Annotated in this window: 15 protein-coding genes and 1 tRNA gene; 8 read left to right on the top strand and 8 right to left on the bottom strand. The window is 43.6% G+C overall.

Going from position 1 to position 17,801, the window contains the following annotated elements; translation table 11 throughout:
- The first annotated feature begins 8 nt into the window (after positions 1–8).
- Entirely contained in the window at positions 9–1,604 is a 1,596-nt protein-coding gene (locus BF9343_RS02750; protein ID WP_010992107.1) for a SusD/RagB family nutrient-binding outer membrane lipoprotein, read from the top strand.
- A 103-nt stretch (positions 1,605–1,707) separates the two neighbouring features.
- Here BF9343_RS02750 and BF9343_RS02745 read toward each other — a convergent pair whose 3' ends face one another.
- The 5 genes from BF9343_RS02745 to BF9343_RS02725 form a co-directional block, all read right to left on the bottom strand.
- Positions 1,708–2,352: a MarC family protein gene (locus tag BF9343_RS02745; protein WP_005778522.1), complete on the bottom strand. Its 645-nt coding sequence runs from the start codon at positions 2,350–2,352 to the stop codon at positions 1,708–1,710.
- 56 nt (positions 2,353–2,408) lie between these two features.
- Positions 2,409–3,101, bottom strand: a complete 693-nt coding sequence (locus BF9343_RS02740) for a YjjG family noncanonical pyrimidine nucleotidase (protein WP_005784670.1) — start codon at positions 3,099–3,101, stop codon at positions 2,409–2,411.
- Between the two features lie 89 nt (positions 3,102–3,190).
- Complete coding sequence (locus BF9343_RS02735) at positions 3,191–4,048, bottom strand: Cbp1 family collagen-binding glycoprotein adhesin (protein WP_005784668.1); 858 nt, start codon at positions 4,046–4,048, stop codon at positions 3,191–3,193.
- Between the two features lie 35 nt (positions 4,049–4,083).
- The gene (gene rsmI, locus BF9343_RS02730) at positions 4,084–4,758 is read right to left on the bottom strand and encodes a 16S rRNA (cytidine(1402)-2'-O)-methyltransferase (protein WP_005784666.1); all 675 of its coding nucleotides are present in this window, start codon (positions 4,756–4,758) and stop codon (positions 4,084–4,086) included.
- A 19-nt stretch (positions 4,759–4,777) separates the two neighbouring features.
- The gene (locus BF9343_RS02725; protein WP_005784665.1) at positions 4,778–5,617 is read right to left on the bottom strand and encodes a hypothetical protein; all 840 of its coding nucleotides are present in this window, start codon (positions 5,615–5,617) and stop codon (positions 4,778–4,780) included.
- A 4-nt stretch (positions 5,618–5,621) separates the two neighbouring features.
- On the opposite strand from BF9343_RS02725, the gene BF9343_RS02720 reads away from it, so the two are divergent.
- The 3 genes from BF9343_RS02720 to BF9343_RS02710 all read left to right on the top strand — a co-directional run bounded on the left by BF9343_RS02720 (position 5,622) and on the right by BF9343_RS02710 (position 7,590).
- Positions 5,622–6,221 carry a thymidine kinase gene (locus BF9343_RS02720; RefSeq protein WP_010992105.1) on the top strand — a complete coding sequence of 200 codons (600 nt, stop codon included), beginning with the start codon at positions 5,622–5,624 and terminating at the stop codon, positions 6,219–6,221.
- Positions 6,222–6,283: 62 nt separating this feature from the next.
- Positions 6,284–7,423: an AI-2E family transporter gene (locus tag BF9343_RS02715; RefSeq protein WP_008769365.1), complete on the top strand. Its 1,140-nt coding sequence runs from the start codon at positions 6,284–6,286 to the stop codon at positions 7,421–7,423.
- A gap of 94 nt (positions 7,424–7,517) precedes the next feature.
- Positions 7,518–7,590, top strand: a tRNA-Lys gene (locus BF9343_RS02710).
- 430 nt (positions 7,591–8,020) lie between these two features.
- On the opposite strand, the gene BF9343_RS02705 is transcribed toward BF9343_RS02710, so the two are convergent.
- Positions 8,021–9,028: a helix-turn-helix transcriptional regulator gene (locus BF9343_RS02705; RefSeq protein ID WP_005813432.1), complete on the bottom strand. Its 1,008-nt coding sequence runs from the start codon at positions 9,026–9,028 to the stop codon at positions 8,021–8,023.
- A 182-nt stretch (positions 9,029–9,210) separates the two neighbouring features.
- Between BF9343_RS02705 and BF9343_RS21905 the strand changes: the two genes are divergently transcribed.
- The 4 genes from BF9343_RS21905 to BF9343_RS02690 all read left to right on the top strand — a co-directional run bounded on the left by BF9343_RS21905 (position 9,211) and on the right by BF9343_RS02690 (position 13,227).
- A complete protein-coding gene (locus tag BF9343_RS21905) occupies positions 9,211–9,369 on the top strand; it encodes a hypothetical protein (protein WP_005796358.1) in 159 nt (52 codons plus the stop codon).
- Positions 9,359–11,698, top strand: a complete 2,340-nt coding sequence (locus BF9343_RS02700; protein ID WP_005813433.1) for a TonB-dependent receptor — start codon at positions 9,359–9,361, stop codon at positions 11,696–11,698. Before BF9343_RS21905 ends, BF9343_RS02700 begins: the two co-directional genes overlap by 11 nt.
- Before the next feature lie 33 nt (positions 11,699–11,731).
- Positions 11,732–12,955 carry an NHL repeat-containing protein gene (locus BF9343_RS02695; protein ID WP_005784605.1) on the top strand — a complete coding sequence of 408 codons (1,224 nt, stop codon included), beginning with the start codon at positions 11,732–11,734 and terminating at the stop codon, positions 12,953–12,955.
- Positions 12,956–13,050: 95 nt separating this feature from the next.
- Complete coding sequence (locus BF9343_RS02690; protein ID WP_005784603.1) at positions 13,051–13,227, top strand: DUF4250 domain-containing protein; 177 nt, start codon at positions 13,051–13,053, stop codon at positions 13,225–13,227.
- Positions 13,228–13,422: 195 nt separating this feature from the next.
- Here the strand turns inward: BF9343_RS02690 and BF9343_RS02685 are convergent, their stop codons facing one another.
- Both BF9343_RS02685 and BF9343_RS02680 read right to left on the bottom strand, forming a co-directional pair.
- Entirely contained in the window at positions 13,423–15,003 is a 1,581-nt protein-coding gene (locus tag BF9343_RS02685; RefSeq protein ID WP_010992104.1) for a glycoside hydrolase family 43 protein, read from the bottom strand.
- 11 nt (positions 15,004–15,014) lie between these two features.
- Positions 15,015–17,798, bottom strand: coding sequence for a beta-galactosidase (locus tag BF9343_RS02680; RefSeq protein ID WP_032560740.1), 2,784 nt, complete (start codon positions 17,796–17,798; stop codon positions 15,015–15,017).
- Between the last annotated feature and the right edge of the window lie 3 nt (positions 17,799–17,801).

Below are 17,801 nucleotides of genomic sequence, written 5' to 3'. Positions count from 1 at the left end.
GGACAAAAATGAAATCAATATTTAATTTATCAAAAGGTATCTTGTCTGTGGCATTGATTTCCGTTGCATTTGCTTCCTGCTCGGAAGACACAATGGACAACATCAATAAAGACAAAGACCATACAACCAGTGTTCCTGCCAAATTCATTTTGGCGGATGTAATCACAGCAACCGCATTTAGCAACATCGGAGGTGACTTTAATACATATTATTCTACTTATGTAGAACATATGGTTGGAGTGGATAACCAATTGGCAAATGCGGAGAAACGTAACGGAGAGCCCTCGGCATCCTCTACTTTTAACAATGTATGGGGCAATTTATACTCTACATTGAAGAATGCACGTATCGCTATTAATATCAGTTCTAATGAAGTTACGGGCAATTATACGACAAAAGGTATCGGTGAAGTATTGGCAGCAATTAATGCCGGACTGATCGCAGACTCATTCGGTGACACTCCTTTCAGCCAGGCTGCCCTTCCCGAATTAGCAAACGGACAACCTCAGTTTCTGACTCCGGAATTAGACAAACAGGAAGCAATTTATACTGATATTATGGAATATCTGGATGCTGCAATAACCGATCTACCTAAAGGTGATAAAAGTGACAAGATAAGAGACTATGATTTTATATATGGGGGTAAAGGCGAAGCTTGGTTAAAACTTGCCTATGGATTGAAAGCTCGCTATACAATGCACCTACTAGCTCGTTCTTCTTCAAAAGAAGCCGATTTACAGAAGATATTAGAGTATGTGGACAAATCATATACATCTATTGAGGAGCAGGCCGCATTTGCTATCTATGATGCAACAAACATCAACCCCCTATTTGACTTCCAATGGAGTCGTGACGGATTAGCAGCCAGCAAAAGTTTCGCAGATAAGTTGATTGAACGTAACGACCCGAGACTACGCCGCATCTTCTGTATTGGTCAGGGTATGACAACTGAAGAAGATAAAGCCGTATCTGTCCAAGTAACAGGTGCTGACGACCCTAGATTCTTAATGGCTGACAATGGTACAGCAGAGCCTGTTAAGTATACATATAACACTCCTATATTCGTATATTCACAGACATGTCCGACCTTACTTATGAGCTATCATGAGTTACTCTTCCTGAAAGCTGAAGCATTAGCTCGGTTAAATAGAAAAGACGAGGCAGCCGAAGCTTTAAAAGATGCTGTAGTAGCAGCTATTGCAAATGCCGAGACAGGAGTTTCAGCTGCATTCAGCGCCCCCACAGTAGAAATTTACGGAGGTGTTAAAGAAACTACTAAAGCGATTACAGCTACTGAAGCAGAAGAGTATTTCACAAACAATGTAAAACCATTGTTCGATGCCAATCCGGTAAAAGAGGTAATGGTACAGAAATATATTGCATTCCTTGGAGCTTTCGGCGAAACAACAGAATGTTACAACGATGTACGTCGTTTGAAAGCAATGGGTGAAGAGTACATCAAACTAGACAATCCCTATAAATTCCCGCTTCGCGCACCTTATGGAGCAGATGACGTAAGTGCAAACCCGAACGTAGAAGCCGCCTTCGGAAACGGTCAGTATGTATATACCGATCCAGTTTGGTGGGCCGGTGGTAGCCGCTAATTAAAAGAATACTTTCTAAAGTATTGACCCAATCGAAAAGAATGCCCGGATTGCACTATGTAATCCGGGCATTTTATTCCTTAAATAATATCCAATTCTTTATTTAAAGCAGCCCTTCTTTCAAGATACCTACCAATATCGGGTGTAATCCACTAACAAAACACTCGACTGCAATCACCATCAGGATAAGCCCCATCAAACGCATCATCACATTGTTTCCCGTTTCGCCCAACACTTTGACCAATCGGGTAGAAGCGCGCAATATCAGAAAAGTAATAAAATAAATCAAAGCAATAATGCCAATTAGCGTTCCCTTCATCTCAATCGTATGGGCATCTTCCATTAGCACGATAGCATTTGCTATTGCGCCCGGACCACAAAGCATCGGTATGGCAAGTGGAGTAATCGAAATATCATCCGCATAAGTTTTAATCTCTTCGTCTTTCAATTTCATTGGAGTATACCGGGCCTGCAACATATCAAAACCAATCTTAAAAATGATAACCCCACCTGCAATACGGAATCCATTGGTAGAAATACCAAAGAACTTAAAAAGGAATTGTCCGGCAAAAACAAATACCATTAAAGTGATAAACGAAACGAAAGTAGCACGGCGAACAACAGCTTGTCGCTCCTTATCAGTCATACCATGGGTCATGGTTAAAAAGACAGGCATTGTTCCCAAGGGGTTAGTCAACGTAAAGAAAGAGGTAAAACAGAGTAAAGCGAAAGGTAAGAGAGTGTCCATAGTTGTATTTTTATGCGTTCTATATTGAACGCAAAAATACAATATATCTATAAATGTTACAATAGTTCCATCAACTCTTTCAAATCAGTCACTAAATAAGTAGGACGGAACGGAAAATCGGCACGCCCAGACACATTATAATAAGCCTGATGCATCCCTATGCCATTGGCACCTGTAATATCCGCTTCCCAACTATCACCTATCATTAGCGATTCACGCAGTTCGGACTGTGTAGCCGACAAAGCAAAATAAAATATTTCCGGCCAAGGCTTCATCACCCCCAGATCCTCCGAAAGAATTATTTTATTAAAATAGGTATCGATACCTGACGAACGCATCTTGCGGGATTGCAACTCTCTAAAGCCATTTGAAAGAATATATAGATTATATTTGGGTGCCAAATACGAAAGTACCTCTTCTGCATACGGCATTAACCGACTTTTAGTAGGAATGATCGAGAAAAAATCATCAGAATAACGTTTTGCAAGCATTTCATTATCTATACCAACAGCTTGTAAAGGATATAAAAAACGCTGTCGGTTCAGTTCCTCTTTAGTCACCTGTCCGTTTCCGTACTCAACCCACAGCTCCGTATTCCGTCTTTGGTAAAGAGAATAAAAATGAGAGAACGAATCGAAATACTGTCCCAGTCTATATTTGTCATAAACTTCCTCAAACGTATCATACGCATTTTGAGAAAAGGCCCAAAGAGTATCATCCAAATCAAAAAACAGGTTCTTATATTTCATATTAAAGTATCGGGTACAGTTCAAAAAGAAGGCACGGACTACTTGCTGTGCAATCCGTGCCCTTATCAGCTATAATTATTTTATACAATTTACTTAACTTGGATAACCAAATACTTAGATACACTCCAGAATTCTTTCGGGTTTGTAATCTTCAGAGTCAACTGGCCCTTATCATCTTTAACCAGTTCATAAGATTTGGCAGGATGAGTGGTGAGTAACTCAGCACGTTTTGAATATAACTTAATCTCCTTAGTAGTACGGATATCAATCTGAGTAAAATAATCCTTGTTAAAATCGGCACTTTTCAGCACATCTCCTTTTTCAAGAATCTTCTGAGTCTTAAGTTCCGACTTGGTACCGAACACAAACCATGCGCTATTAATTGCTTTATCCTGCTCAGCTACGGTCTTGGCTTTTGCTTCGTTCTCGGCAGCCAACGATTCTTTATCAGCAGTCAGACCGGTTACAGCGGCATCCAATTCCTGAATACGGATATTCTTAGAAGCCAATTCAGCCTGAAGTTCCTCAATACGTTGAGTTTTGGCAACCAATTCCTGAGTCAAAGACTCAACAGCCTTCTTCAGCTGTGCCGAATTATTCTTACTACTCTTCAACATAGCCTGCAATTTAGCGATCTGTGCCTTGTTCTCTTCCATCTGTTTTGTGATGAATTCGATATCAGATGCTATTTGCTGTTTTGCAGTAGCAGAGTTCTCAGAGATAGTTCCACGAGTCAAATCTACGCGACTCTCGGCTGCATTTATTTTACGGAATCCTTCCTGAACCTCATTGAAAGTACCCATCATTTCATCCAATTCGGCGTTCCTCTGGGTCAACTCCATCAAAAGAGAATCATTTTCTGCCTTCAGGTCTTTACTTCCACCACCCAGGCCGTTACACGAAGCCAACATAGCTGCGCATACTAATAAAATTGCTAACTTTTTCATACGATTACATTTTACGTTTTTAAATGAAGTTATTATTAATCGTCTATTCCTGCAAGTACAATCACAATCTCGCCCCGAGGGTCGGTAGCGGTAAAGTGTTCTATCAGTTCACTCAAAGTGCCGCGAACCGTTTCTTCGTGAATCTTTGAAATCTCACGAGATACAGACACTTGGCGCTCAGGCCCGAAATATTCGGCAAACTGTGTCAACGTTTTCAACAAACGATGGGGTGATTCATAAAATACCATCGTCCTGTGTTCATCTACCAGTGATTTTAACTTTGTCATGCGCCCCTTCTTCTGAGGCAAAAAGCCTTCGAAACAAAATTTCTCGTTTGGCAATCCCGACGCAACCAATGCCGGAACAAAAGCTGTAGCACCCGGCAAACATTGCACCTCGATACCGTTACGTACACATTCACGAACCACAAGAAAGCCCGGATCAGAGATTCCCGGCGTTCCAGCATCCGAAATCAAAGCGATTGTTTCGCCTGCCTTTATTCTATTAACAACACTCTCCACCGTTTTATGTTCATTAAACTTATGGTGGGATTGCATTACATTTTTAATTTCAAAGTGTTTCAGCAAGATTCCGGAAGTACGGGTATCTTCAGCCAGAATCAAGTCGGCCTCCTTCAGAACTTTAATAGCTCTGAATGTCATATCCTCCAAATTTCCGACCGGTGTCGGTACCACATATAGTTTTCCCATATCTCTCTTTAAATATTCATTATATAAAATGTTTCCTGAGAAGCTCTACAAAATCATTCATAGCTTCATTTTCTTCATCGACCTTGATCTTTGAAGACAGAAAAACAAGAGCTGCATCCAATGAACTCATTTCACCAATCTGATGCAACACATTATTCATCTGTTCCATACTTCCTCCGAACAATTCACGGGAGAAGCGAAACGAATCATTCAAGCTGATCGAACGACGCAAATCACCTGCAGTTTTGATACGTTCGGCCAAGATGGGTGAAGAAGCCACTCTAGTCTCAACTTTCACAGTCGGTTCCTCTGATTGTGGAACCGATACCGATTCGAATACTTCTTCTTTTTCATCAGCCACAGGATCAAGTTCCACAGTAGGTACCTGTTCGATAACCGCTTCAGACAAACTCAACGGCCCAGGCTCGACTGCCTCCTGGGAGTCTTCTGCTACTGCGGCTTCTTCGTTTTTTTCTGGAATGTCAGCCACAGTTTCTTTTAAAGCCGGGATTTCCACAACCTCTATTGTTTCCGTTACAGGTCTGTTCTCCGGACTTTCAGAAGCGTCGGCCGCTATCACAGGCTTTGCATCCAACAGCTCCAATAATGCATCCAGTCGTCCTCGCATTTGCACAATATTTCTTCGTGCCACTCCGCGCAAAACGGAATCCGGTTCGCGTGAAATGATTTCCATCAGGTACTTAAGCTCCTGAATATCCAGCTCTATGTCGTTCAGCAATGCTTGCATATCTACATCTGAATTTCTCTTTGAATGACTTGGCAAATGTAGAAATAAATAATGAAAAAACACTGAGAAGCCAATAAAACTATTACTTTTGCAAGCAATTATAACATACATCAGCATGGTATTATTTTCAGAAGATCATATACAAGAGACTAGAAGAAGAGGAAGAATCGAAGTAATTTGCGGCTCTATGTTTTCCGGAAAAACGGAAGAGTTGATTCGCCGCATGAAGCGGGCTAAGTTCGCTCGTCAACGTGTAGAGATATTCAAACCTGCCATTGACACCCGCTATTCGGAAGGCGACGTTGTTTCACACGACAGTAATTCCATTTCCTCCACACCCATTGACTCTTCTGCAAGCATTTTGCTCTTTACATCCGAAATAGATGTAGTAGGCATCGACGAGGCACAGTTCTTCGACAGTGGATTGATAGATGTATGCAATCAACTGGCCAATAACGGGGTGCGTGTCATTATAGCCGGATTGGACATGGATTTCAAAGGAATTCCTTTTGGCCCGATGCCCGCTCTATGCGCTATTGCCGACGAAGTTTCGAAAGTACATGCCATCTGCGTGAAATGCGGACAGTTGGCTTCTTTTTCACACCGTACCGTAAAGAATGACAAACAAGTTCTACTGGGGGAAACAGCCCAATACGAGCCGCTCTGTCGGGAATGTTACCAACGCGCTTTACAAGAAGATCGAGAAAAATCATAAGGACCTCACGGCAGTAAAGCCAAGTCATACCGATGAGGTCGCACATCAAATATCAGGTTATCATGGAAAGGAAAAAAATTACATTTGATAGTTTCATACGCGGTTCTATCTGCTGTGCGCTCATTGTGGGATTACTCATACTTTTTAAAAGGCTCAGCGGTGTATTGCTACCTTTTTTCGTAGCATGGCTCATCGCTTATATGATTTACCCACTCGTCAAATTCTTCCAGTACAAATTACGTTTCAAAAGTAGAATCATTTCTATTTTCTGCGCGTTGTTCAGTATTACCATAGTGGGTATTTCCCTTTTCTATCTGCTGGTGCCTCCCATGCTTGCCGAAATGGGACGCATGAACGATCTACTGGTAACCTATCTGACCAATGGTGCCTACAGTTCCGGCACTGTCCCTCCTACTCTTTCGGAGTTTATCCACAAGCACATTGACCTTCAGGCACTCAACCGTATCCTGAGTGAAGAGAATATAATGAATACCATTAAAGAAACGGTCCCTAAACTCTGGGCCCTTGTCGCGGAATCCATCAATATCCTGTTTAGTGTCTTTGCTTCTTTCATTATTCTATTATATGTAGTTTTTATTCTGCTCGACTATGAGTCTATAGCCGAAGGCTGGCTACACTTGCTTCCAGGTAAATACCGTACTTTCGCTTCCAATCTGGTGAATGATATTCAGGATGGCATGAACCGTTATTTCCGTGGGCAAGCCTTTGTTGCTTTTTGTGTAGGGATTTTGTTCAGCATTGGATTCCTGATCATTGATTTCCCGATGGCCATTGCTCTAGGGCTATTTATCGGAGCACTCAACATGGTACCCTACCTACAAATCATCGGCTTCCTGCCCACCATCGTACTTGCCATCCTTAAGGCTGCTGATACCGGTGAAAACTTCTGGGTAATTCTGGCAGGTGCTCTTATTGTATTCATCGTTGTCCAAGCCATTCAAGACGGTTTCCTTGTCCCTCGAATTATGGGAAAGATCACAGGACTCAACCCTGCTATTATTCTCTTATCCCTTTCCATTTGGGGATCTTTACTCGGAATGCTAGGCATGATCATAGCACTCCCACTCACCACTTTGATGTTGTCCTATTATCAGCGTTTCATTATCAACAAAGAAAAAATAAAATATGACAGGCACGAAGTCACTGATAATCAATCAGCAGAGGAAAATACTAAAAAATAAATGAAACTTTTTTCATCCAAAAGCTTGCAGATATAAAAAAAGTCACTACCTTTGCACCCGCAATCAGGAAATAACTGATACGCAAATAAGGATTGATTCGCTAGCTCAGCAGGTAGAGCACAACACTTTTAATGTTGGGGTCCTGGGTTCGAGCCCCAGGCGGATCACTGAGAACAAAAGAAAAATCAATCAAATCCCTGATAATCAAGCATTATCAGGGATTTCTTTTTTCTGGTAGGTGGCAGAAAATAGCCGTTTCAAGCATATTATCGGTGGATAAAATCAAAATTAAGACTTGCAGCAATCTGATTTTCAAAATATTACAAAAAACAACAACAGTACCTTTTAGGTATTTTCCAATCTCACCGGAACTCTAAACAAATTGCACGAAAATCAACAAAAAGATTTCAGTATCCATAAAGGAAATAGAGAAACTGATCTCCGAAAAGGAAACAGTAGTGGAATATCCTCTTTTCAGTCCGGACAAATAGCAGTTCTTATAGACGAACTTTACCACAACTTATGTGATAGACCTCAGCCTACGGAGAAAATATCGCAAAGAATAACAAATGTGAAGGAGGAGTTGAGACAGCCTATTCAAGAACCGGACAATCGGCTACATCTGTATTCCAAAGGAGTAAGTCCGAACTTTCGCTTGAAAGCAGTAGAGAAATGAGCATGATATTCATAACCGACACACGCCCCAATCTCCTGTATCGTCTTACTGCTGTCCAATAGATAGCGACAAGCCATCTTCATGCGATACTCAAAGATGTGACCAAATACGGTTGTACCAAATACTGTCTTAAATCCTCGCTTAAGCGTACATTCATTGGTACCCACCCGCAATGCCAGCTGGTGAAGTGACGGAGGATTTAGATATTCCTGCTCAATAATGGCCCTAGCATGATGAATTTTATCACATGTTATCCCGATAGTACATGAGCAATGAAGATAATTTTCTTCTTCCTGCCCGGCCAGAAAAAGTGAAAGGATCTCCCGTATCTTAGCATCTGCATACATAGATGCCATATTGCCATTGAGTTGTGAAAGTCTGATATCGTGCAACGCTTTATAAACACCCGGACCAAACGGACGATTTTTCCGGTACGCCCTGTACTGACCATTACAAAGGACGGTTTCAAAATCTTTACCGCCCAGCAAATCGGGATAGTGTATGGCAAGTTCACGGAGATAATCATGTGACAGCATGATTTCCATCATATGGAATGGCGTGTTTTTAGGAAAGTGAACACAAGAGTCTACCCCGTCACATTTTAACAAATTGGCATCTCCTTTATTCCACTCCTCACTTCGGATTACAGAGTTATAACAACAGGTAGCATGTCCTGCAAAAGTGGCACAAAACCAAACGGCATGATAGTCGTCAGCCCGAGTATATATTTTAATAGGTTCTTCACTGGATATATGTTGATCCATAATCGAAAACAACGGAGTAGATATCTCTTCAAATGTCGCTTTCAAATACGTATTGTCAATCCGGTAGTTATTTTTTTCCGTCCGTTTTCCTTTTACGATGTTCGGCATGGGCCATTCCAACACCATTTCACACAAATCATGTTTCATTAACCGAGTAACCATCATTATTCCTTTAAGTTAAAGTCAAGTTCCTTTTCGCGTAAGCAGTAAAAGCCGATAAGGCTCTACTTTTGTCCCCAATTGGAGAACTGATACAAAATTACGATAACCCATACATCGGTACAATCCCCATTAATAGGTAAATTACAGTAAATCATAAACATCAACCCAAAACATAAAAACTAAATATGAAAGTAAATTTATCCGGAGTTCCCGAAACTCTGTTTATCACCTTACGGGTACAGGCTGCCGAAACCGCCAAGCCTAACAGTAGCACCAGGGCCCCTTATACCATTGAAGTTCGACCGACATTTATCGAAATAAGGAGAGAAAGCCATGAAATATAGGATACTTGTTTTAACCGCCATCCTGTTTACCGCATGCAACTTACTTCATGCACAAGTGCAGACAGGAAAATTAAGCGGAGTCATCATAGATGCCAATAATGAAGAAACACTGGTGGGGGCCAATATATACGTAGAGTCACTGAAAAAAGGGACTTCCACCGATAAGAACGGTGAATTTTCAATAGAAGTCCCTGCGGGACACTATCGAATTGTTATCTCCTATATGGGATATCGTACCCGACAAGAAGAGGTCAGAATCTCCGAATTGAAAACCAAGAAGTTAGTGATTCGTCTAGAACCGGAAACTCAGTCGTTGGGTGAAGTTGTCGTCACAGCCAAAAGCGAAGCCCGCCAACTGCGCGAACAGGCTATGCCCATGTCAGTGATAAGTATGCAACAGTTGCAGGGAACAGTCAGTAATGTTCAGGATGTTCTGTCGAAAACGGTAGGTGTAACTATCCGCAACACAGGAGGGGTAGGCAGTTCATCCCGTGTTTCCGTACGTGGGTTAGAGGGAAAACGTATCGGCTTTTTCATAGACGGTAGCCCGATGAATGACAATTCAGACTTCATCGATATCAATGACATACCGGTAGACATGATCGACCGAATCGAAATCTACAAAGGAGTGGTACCGGCCAGGTTTGGCGGCTCTTCTGTGGGGGGAGCCGTAAATATTGTCATCAGAGAGTATCCGCCTAAATACCTCGATGCCAGTTACAGTATCGAAAGTTTTAACACACACAAACTTTCGTTAGTAACCAAACGCAACATCGCTACCAAAGGATTAGAATTCGGAGGCGGAGGATTTTATACTTACTCTGACAATAACTATAAGATGGAATCTCCTTTTGAAGAAGGGCTTATCATTAAGCGCAACCATGACAAATTCAAGAAACTGGCTGTTGCAGGTAGCCTGAAGGCTCGTAAATGGTGGTTCGATTTGGCAGAGTTCGAACCTGTCTTTATACACACTTTCAAAGAGATACAAGGTATTGAATATAATATTGAGAAAGCCCACACTTACTCAGACGCCTTCATTTTCGCCAACAAACTGGAAAAAGAAAACTTCCTGACAGAAGGGCTCGATATGGAATCGAATCTGGCCTATGCCTACACGGTATTCCACATGGTGGATACCGCTGCTTACCGATACAACTGGGACGGTACGACTTATCCTGCTGTATCCGAATATGGAGGAGAGATAGGCAAATGGGCCTCGAATGCCAGAAACGAGAAACACACCATCACCCACAAGTTGCATCTGAACTATGTGATCAATAATAATCATTCTATCAACTTGAACTCACTGTTCAGTTTCGCATCCGGACACCCGAAAGATGACCTGAAAAATAAAGTTGTTGGTTATAAAACCAATTTCAGAAGTACGATGGCAAGCTGGATTGCCGGACTGGGATACGATTTCCGCACCGACAATGATATCTTCCTGAATTCGCTCAACGTGAAATATTATATGTATGGTATGAATACTCACATGAGCAGTATCATGTCTTCGGAAGCCGAGAAAGTGGATATGTTGAAACGGGATTTTGGCATCAGCAACGCTCTACGCTATAGATTTACTCCGGATTTCATGGGTAAACTCTCGGTAGGATATGACGTACGCCTGCCGGCCGAAAGCGAACTTTTGGGTGACGGATATACAGTCGCCCCTTCCGGAAACCTGCTTCCTGAACGCAATACAAGCGTAAACCTGGGTTTTCTTTTAGACCGCACCGGAAAGGATGCCAGCAACTTACAGGTAGAAGTAAATACCTTCTATGGATATCTTGAGAATATGATCCGGTTTACAGGAGGATATCTCCAGTCTCAATATCAAAACTTCGGAAAAATGCGTACCCTTGGAGTTGAAGTAGAGGTCAAGGCGGACTTGACTCATTGGCTTTACGGCTACTGCAACATGACCTACCAGGACTTACGGGATGTGCGGAAATTTGAACCGAATACCCATATAACCAACCCGACCAAAGGTAGTCGGATGCCTAACATTCCCTACCTTCTGGCAAATGCCGGACTAGAATATCATAAAGAGAATCTGTTCGGAGGCAAGGGACAGAACACCCGTATCTTTACAGACGGTTCTTTTGTTGAAGAATATTTCTACGATTTTGAACAAAGCCGGTTTCAGGAACGGAGAATTCCACGCACCTTCTCGGCCAATATCGGAATAGAACACAGCTTTATGAACGGACGGTTCATCATTTCGGCACGAATGAATAATCTGACTGATGCCCGAATGATGTCTGAGTTCAATCGTCCCCTACCCGGACGTAACTGGGGAGTAAGGTTAAGATATGTATTGAAATGAAACAAGATTATTTATTTTAAAAACCCAAAAACTATGAAGATTAGAAATTTGATGCTGGCACTTGCCGGCACTGCACTCGTATTTTCTGCATGCGAAAAAGATCCGAACCCTAAAGTCCCGACCACCGATGCCAACATCGCTCTGGCAACCATCCTGCCCAATCCCGACGGAATGACAGGAGCAGCTTACCTGCAACTGATCCGTGACGAGTTTCCACAAAATACAAATAACAACAACGGAATTCCCATTCCGTACGGAGGATCATACCCGATTATCGAAGGGAACGATATTTTCGTTTTTCCGGGATACATGGGCGATAGCAAGAACGAGTTAGTGAAATATACACGGAACAACGGGCAGCTGTCAAGAACGGGAACAATGAAATTGCCACCCAACTCTTCCGCCACCAATATCGTTTTTGCGTCTACCGGCAAAGCTTATCTATCCATGGCAGGATTAGGCAAGATCGCTATCTTCGATCCCACTACCATGACACAGCAAGGAGAGATAGACCTGACTTCATTAGGAGTATCCGACAGCAATCCGGATCCATCCGCCATGTTACTGCGCGACGGACTCCTATTCGTAGGCCTCAGCCAGATGGTGGGTGGATGGATTCCCCCACAGGATCGCCCGTACAGCGACATTGCCATCATTGACACCCAAACGGATAAGTTGCTGAAAATGATAACAGACAAGACCAGCGGCATCTCTATGCCAACCCGCCCAATCGACCGCTATTCCATCTTCATGGACGAGAAGAAAGACATCTACATTTCGTGTATGGGAGGCTTTGGTATGGTCAAAGGGCATAATGCCGGAGTTCTGCGTATCAAAGCCGGAGAAACGGAGTTCGACCCGACTTATCAATGGACAATCACAGGAGCCGCCATCAGCGGAGAAGAAAAGACTGCCGGATTTATCTCCGCCATCCGGTATGTAGGTAATGGAAAAGCGTATGCTTACATCAATATGCCGGGTTACTACAAACCGGGAGAACAAGGACACACAGCCATCGCCGATCTTGCAGTAGAAATAGATCTGTACAATAAAACCATGAAAAAAGTGCAAGGACTTGACTTGTCCAACGGTTTCGGGGTTATGCTTTCCCTTTATAAAGGGAGTATGTTGATAGGTAACTCATCGGCTAAAGCAAAAGGTATCTACTCACTGGATATACAGACAGGTGAAGTGTCTAAAGAACCGATACTGACCACGGTAGGCAATCCGATATTATGTTACTATTTTGAAAAATAAGGATAGTCACCTTTGGATGATTTTAAGAAAGAAGTGCTCTTGCAGGATACACAGAGTTACCGTATCTTTGCAGCCGTTTTAAAAAAAGAATAATTATGGAACTTCCTGAAGATCCGATGATGCTGTTTAGCGTCATCAACATGAAACTTCGCGATTGCTATGCATCGCTCGACGAACTCTGTGAAGATATGAATATCAGCAAGGACATACTGATCGGAAAACTGGAATCGATCGGGTTCGAATACAATGCCGAACAAAATAAGTTCTGGTAAATGTGCCATATACCTGAAATCGCCACAGATTGAAAGTATGTCGAAACTCGCACTCATCACAGCTTACACGGATTTATACTAATAAATATCATTAGCTATCAATAGGTTAAATTCGTTCTGTGGAACTCTATGTTACTCTGCAATGAGTTTCGGCACACTCCCAATCTATGGCGAAAAGGTTATCCCCGCCTTTTATTATTTATTGGTGAAACGGAACCAATTAAAATCGGTATATCCGTCTTCTCCCGCTTTCTCCTTACTAAAATTGAATAAGGCAAAACGATTGGCAGTCCAGACCAGCCCAAGCCCCATACTAAGTTCATTACCGATGGGAAGGAAATACTTGCCATCGGTACTGTAATAGAAAACGGCACGGAAACCTACATCCATCACACGGGCACGTATCCATATTTTGTTCCCTTCAAAACGATCGATTGTTTCAATCGTTTGACCATCATTACACATTACAATTTTCTTTTCACCATTAGTCTGCTCTACAGCCACATAGGCATAGGGGAATTCAAATACACCGAAACCGGCTACATTTCCGTCTTTCAGTCCGGAGACATCCAGTTCGACTGTTGCTTCGGAAGAAGGTCCCTGTACCCTCTGGGTCAATGTATTGCGGGCTGTCTTCAACGATTCGGCATACGAGGCTTTCAGTCGCATATGTCCTTTCCGTTCCTTCAGGGACCAACGGCTATTGTCCGGATTATGGTTCCACTGCCATTGAAGTCCGAGCGAAGATGTATTGAATTCATCCGTTGTGGCAGGAGAAGCGAACGGATAGGTCTTTCCGACCTCAGGTTTCGGATAGGTAATAATGTCTTTACCACCACTGCCAAGCATCGGCCATCCATCTACCCATTTCACCGGTACCAAATGAGGTACACGCCCGATAGGGCCTCTGTCTTGCATGATAATAAACCACCAGTCACCATTCTTCAACTGCACCATCCCCCCCTGATGCAAACCGTTGGGGGGATAAGAACCGGAATCATTCATGATCAGTTTATGTTCGTAGGGTCCATAGATGTTATCGGAACGCAGACATATTTGCCAGCCTTCGGTTCCACCGGCCGGACAAGTGAGATAATACTTCCCGTTGATCTTATAAGCATGGGCACCTTCCATACCATAGCCTCCTCCGAATTCATGGGCATTCTTAAATCGCTTATCCCATATCTTCACTTTCTCTCCCTTCACAGATTTAGCATCGGAAGCCAGCTCTGTAACATACAGTGTCCCTTGTCCGTGGAAAACATATACTTTGCCATCGTCATCGAACAGTAATCCCGGATCATACAGGTATTCCGGAAAGATAGTCCGTTCCCAAGGGCCTTTCACATCATCGGCAATGCAAATGGAAAAGTGCCCGGGGCCCTCTCCTTCCCAAGAAGGAGTGCAAAAGCCAACATAGAATTTACCGTTATGATGACGGATAGTGGCAGCCCATGATCCACGCAGATAACGATCGCCCCCCTTCAAATCATAGCGTGCATCTTCATCGTATCGGTCGACAGCATATCCTGCCATCTTCCAATTCACCAAATCTTTCGATGTGGCAATGGGACAACCGGGAACATAATGCATACTTGTGGAGACAAAATAGAAGTCATCGCCCACCCGGATCACATCCGGATCAGGCCAGTCACCCCACATAATAGGATTAGTAAACGTCCCATTTCCATTATCCGGATTCCAGACCGGAGCTTGTGCATGGATGCTACATAAAGGCAACATCCATGCAATCAATACATACAAATATTTTTTCATGACAGCTCTTATTATTCCATACATTCGACATCCTCTGTATAAGGAGCCACCTCAGCACCAAACAGGCAGGCACCTTTCGTTTCGGACTGACGTAATCCAAGTATTATCACATTCTTTTCTCCGGCACGTAACCAACACTCCGGAAGATAGAACTCTCGTTGCGGCCCCTCTTCCCAATAGCGTCCGATATTGTGTCCGTTCAACCACATATATCCCGTTCCGGTAGCATTTACAATCAGCTTCCAGGGAATCCATACCGAAGGATTTTTCCGGGGCATATTGAATTCGAGACGATACCAGGTAAGCAATGCATCCCGTCCGCCATCGACTGTTCCGGTTAGCTCTCCTTTACGCACCAAAGGATAATCGGCTGATAACTTCACAACAGACCAGCCCTCTGTGCTTCCCGTTCCCAAATTCCAGTCCTGACAGATTCCTCCGAGATCGGTGGAAACTTCCCAGTTCAGCTTCTTGATCACCTCGAACTCCTGTTTTAAACGGACTCCCTTGAGCAGACCACCTGCCCCGCTCCGGTTACTCACCACCATAGCTATCTCATTATCGCCCTCGTGAATGAAAGGGGCCACATTGATTACATAAGGTTTATCCCACTCTTCGTGCGTACCTACTTCCACACCATTCACCCATAAGGTTCCGGCATCATCTATACAACCAAATTCAAGGACAGTCATCCCTTCACGAATCATTTCTGGTGTCCAGCGGATACATGTACGATAGACGGCACAACCGGCTTTCTCCTGTAAAATCCAGGCAGCAGGCCATTTCGGTTTCTCCAATCCGGCAATTTGCAAGGTAGCCAGGTTATCAATCGTTTGCTGATCGAGCAGAATTTTTTCCCACCCCGCATCTTCAGCAAATACAGCGGGCATCAAACGGGGCTCGTCCGTTCCGACAGATTTTACAAACCATTCTTCAATAGGCTGAATACCTGTCTGCCTGCGTCCGAAACCGGCCTGCTTGACTCCGCTTAATTCCTCCATCGGACGGTATCCGTGAGCATGCCCCCGGTTCTCGTAAATGGCAATGATCTCGTTAACGCCTTTGTGTAAAAGCCCGGATACGATAAAAGTATTGTCCAGCTCGTCCTTCGATACACGCTCAGCAAATTCCCCATTCACGCGGACGTAAACAGGATCACCGGTGAAGAGTTCAAAAACCAGCGAACCATAGCGGTCAACTTCTTTCTGGGTAAGATTCACCTGACTACGATACATTGAATAACGGCAATCATTGACTCCCAACTCGGGAAGAGATTTACCTTTACGCAACGGTATCCAGTCTCCACGAAAGTCTTCGTCTTTCCGCCAGACATCTGTAATAGTGATAGGTAAAGGTAAAGCGACCGGACGTTCCGGCAAAGTTTGTTCACGCGGATACCACTCCACCGTATCAGTTCCGGCGTGCACCACCAGCAACTTACTATCCAAAGCTGCCAACTGACAATCTATCCTCATGGGTTTCCCTTCAACAGTCAAATTGACTAATTGACGGAATGCCTGTTTTTTATCACGATTCAACAGAAAGACAAACAAAGTTCCGTCGGCAGCCCGGCGAATCCCAATAGTCAGGTTATCGGCTCCTTGCACATCGAACCGGACAGGCCGACTTCTGACAAGCAGTCCCCCGAACTTATCGACCACCTCACCAATTCCTTTCACTGCAGCGTATTTCTCACCGACCCCTCCGTTTTCCTTTAGCGGAGCTCCATAATCATAAGTAGTAGTCATACGACGGGCTCCCCATCCGGCAAAATGAGTACCGCCAAAGAACATATAATAATTCAATCCGGTAGAACCACCCGCCATAGCCATCAAAGCCATCCCCCGGGCATGACGTCCGTCCAGATAACTGTCTTCACTCAGACGCCCACCGACGGTAGAGAACCAGCCACCTTGCAACTCACACACAAATGCAGGTGCATTGGGTTGTTCGGCCTTTAACTTCTCTATACGTGATTTAGCCTCGTGCATATTCCACCATACATATTGATTATCCATGTCAAACAGCTGGCTGATCACCGGATCATGAGAACCGCGCACTTCGGGAGTCACACAAGTAAAAAGAGGGACATCAATGCCATTTCGGATGCAAGCATCCGAAAGTACCCGCAGAAATTCTTCCTTTTTCTCGGACTCCATATCAAAGTAAATGTATTCATTCTCCAATTGTACCATTATGATACCCTTCTCACCCGGTTGCTTACGAGTGAGTTGTTCCTCACTAAATACCCGGCAAACAGCATTGTACCAATGCTCCGACCATTTCATGTGCTCAGGATGGTTGCTCCGAAGCCAGAAACTGGTATCATAGCTGTCCGGGCAAAATTTGGCAAGCCAGCGCGGATAAGCACCACCGGCCCACTCGGCACAAATAAAAGGACCGGGACGGACAATGGTATACAATCCGAACTCTTCATGTGCCATATGCAGCCATGCTTTCAGATCATCAAAATTGCATTGCGAATAGTCGTCCACACTCTTCGGCATATTCCGTTCATGCCAATTCCAGGGGACATAGGTTTCCACAGTATTGAATCCGGCTTCTTTTATCTTCCGGAAGCGGTCACGCCACAATTCCTGCGGGCAACGGAAGTAATGGAACGCAGCACTGAGTATAAAAATATCCTTTCCTTCGATAGTAAAACAATCTTTGTCATATTTCACCCGGTCGGGATGGAAAAATTGCTTCTCCGGCAAGGTCTGTGCCTCCACAGTGAAATGTACTATCATTCCTAACAGAATGGATAGAGTCAAACTTCGATAATTCATATTCATTAC

It is taken from the genome of Bacteroides fragilis NCTC 9343 (genome assembly GCF_000025985.1).
Lineage (GTDB): Bacteria > Bacteroidota > Bacteroidia > Bacteroidales > Bacteroidaceae > Bacteroides > Bacteroides fragilis.
Note: the sequence above shows the minus strand (reverse complement) of the source record. Positions and strands in the feature narration are given on the sequence as shown.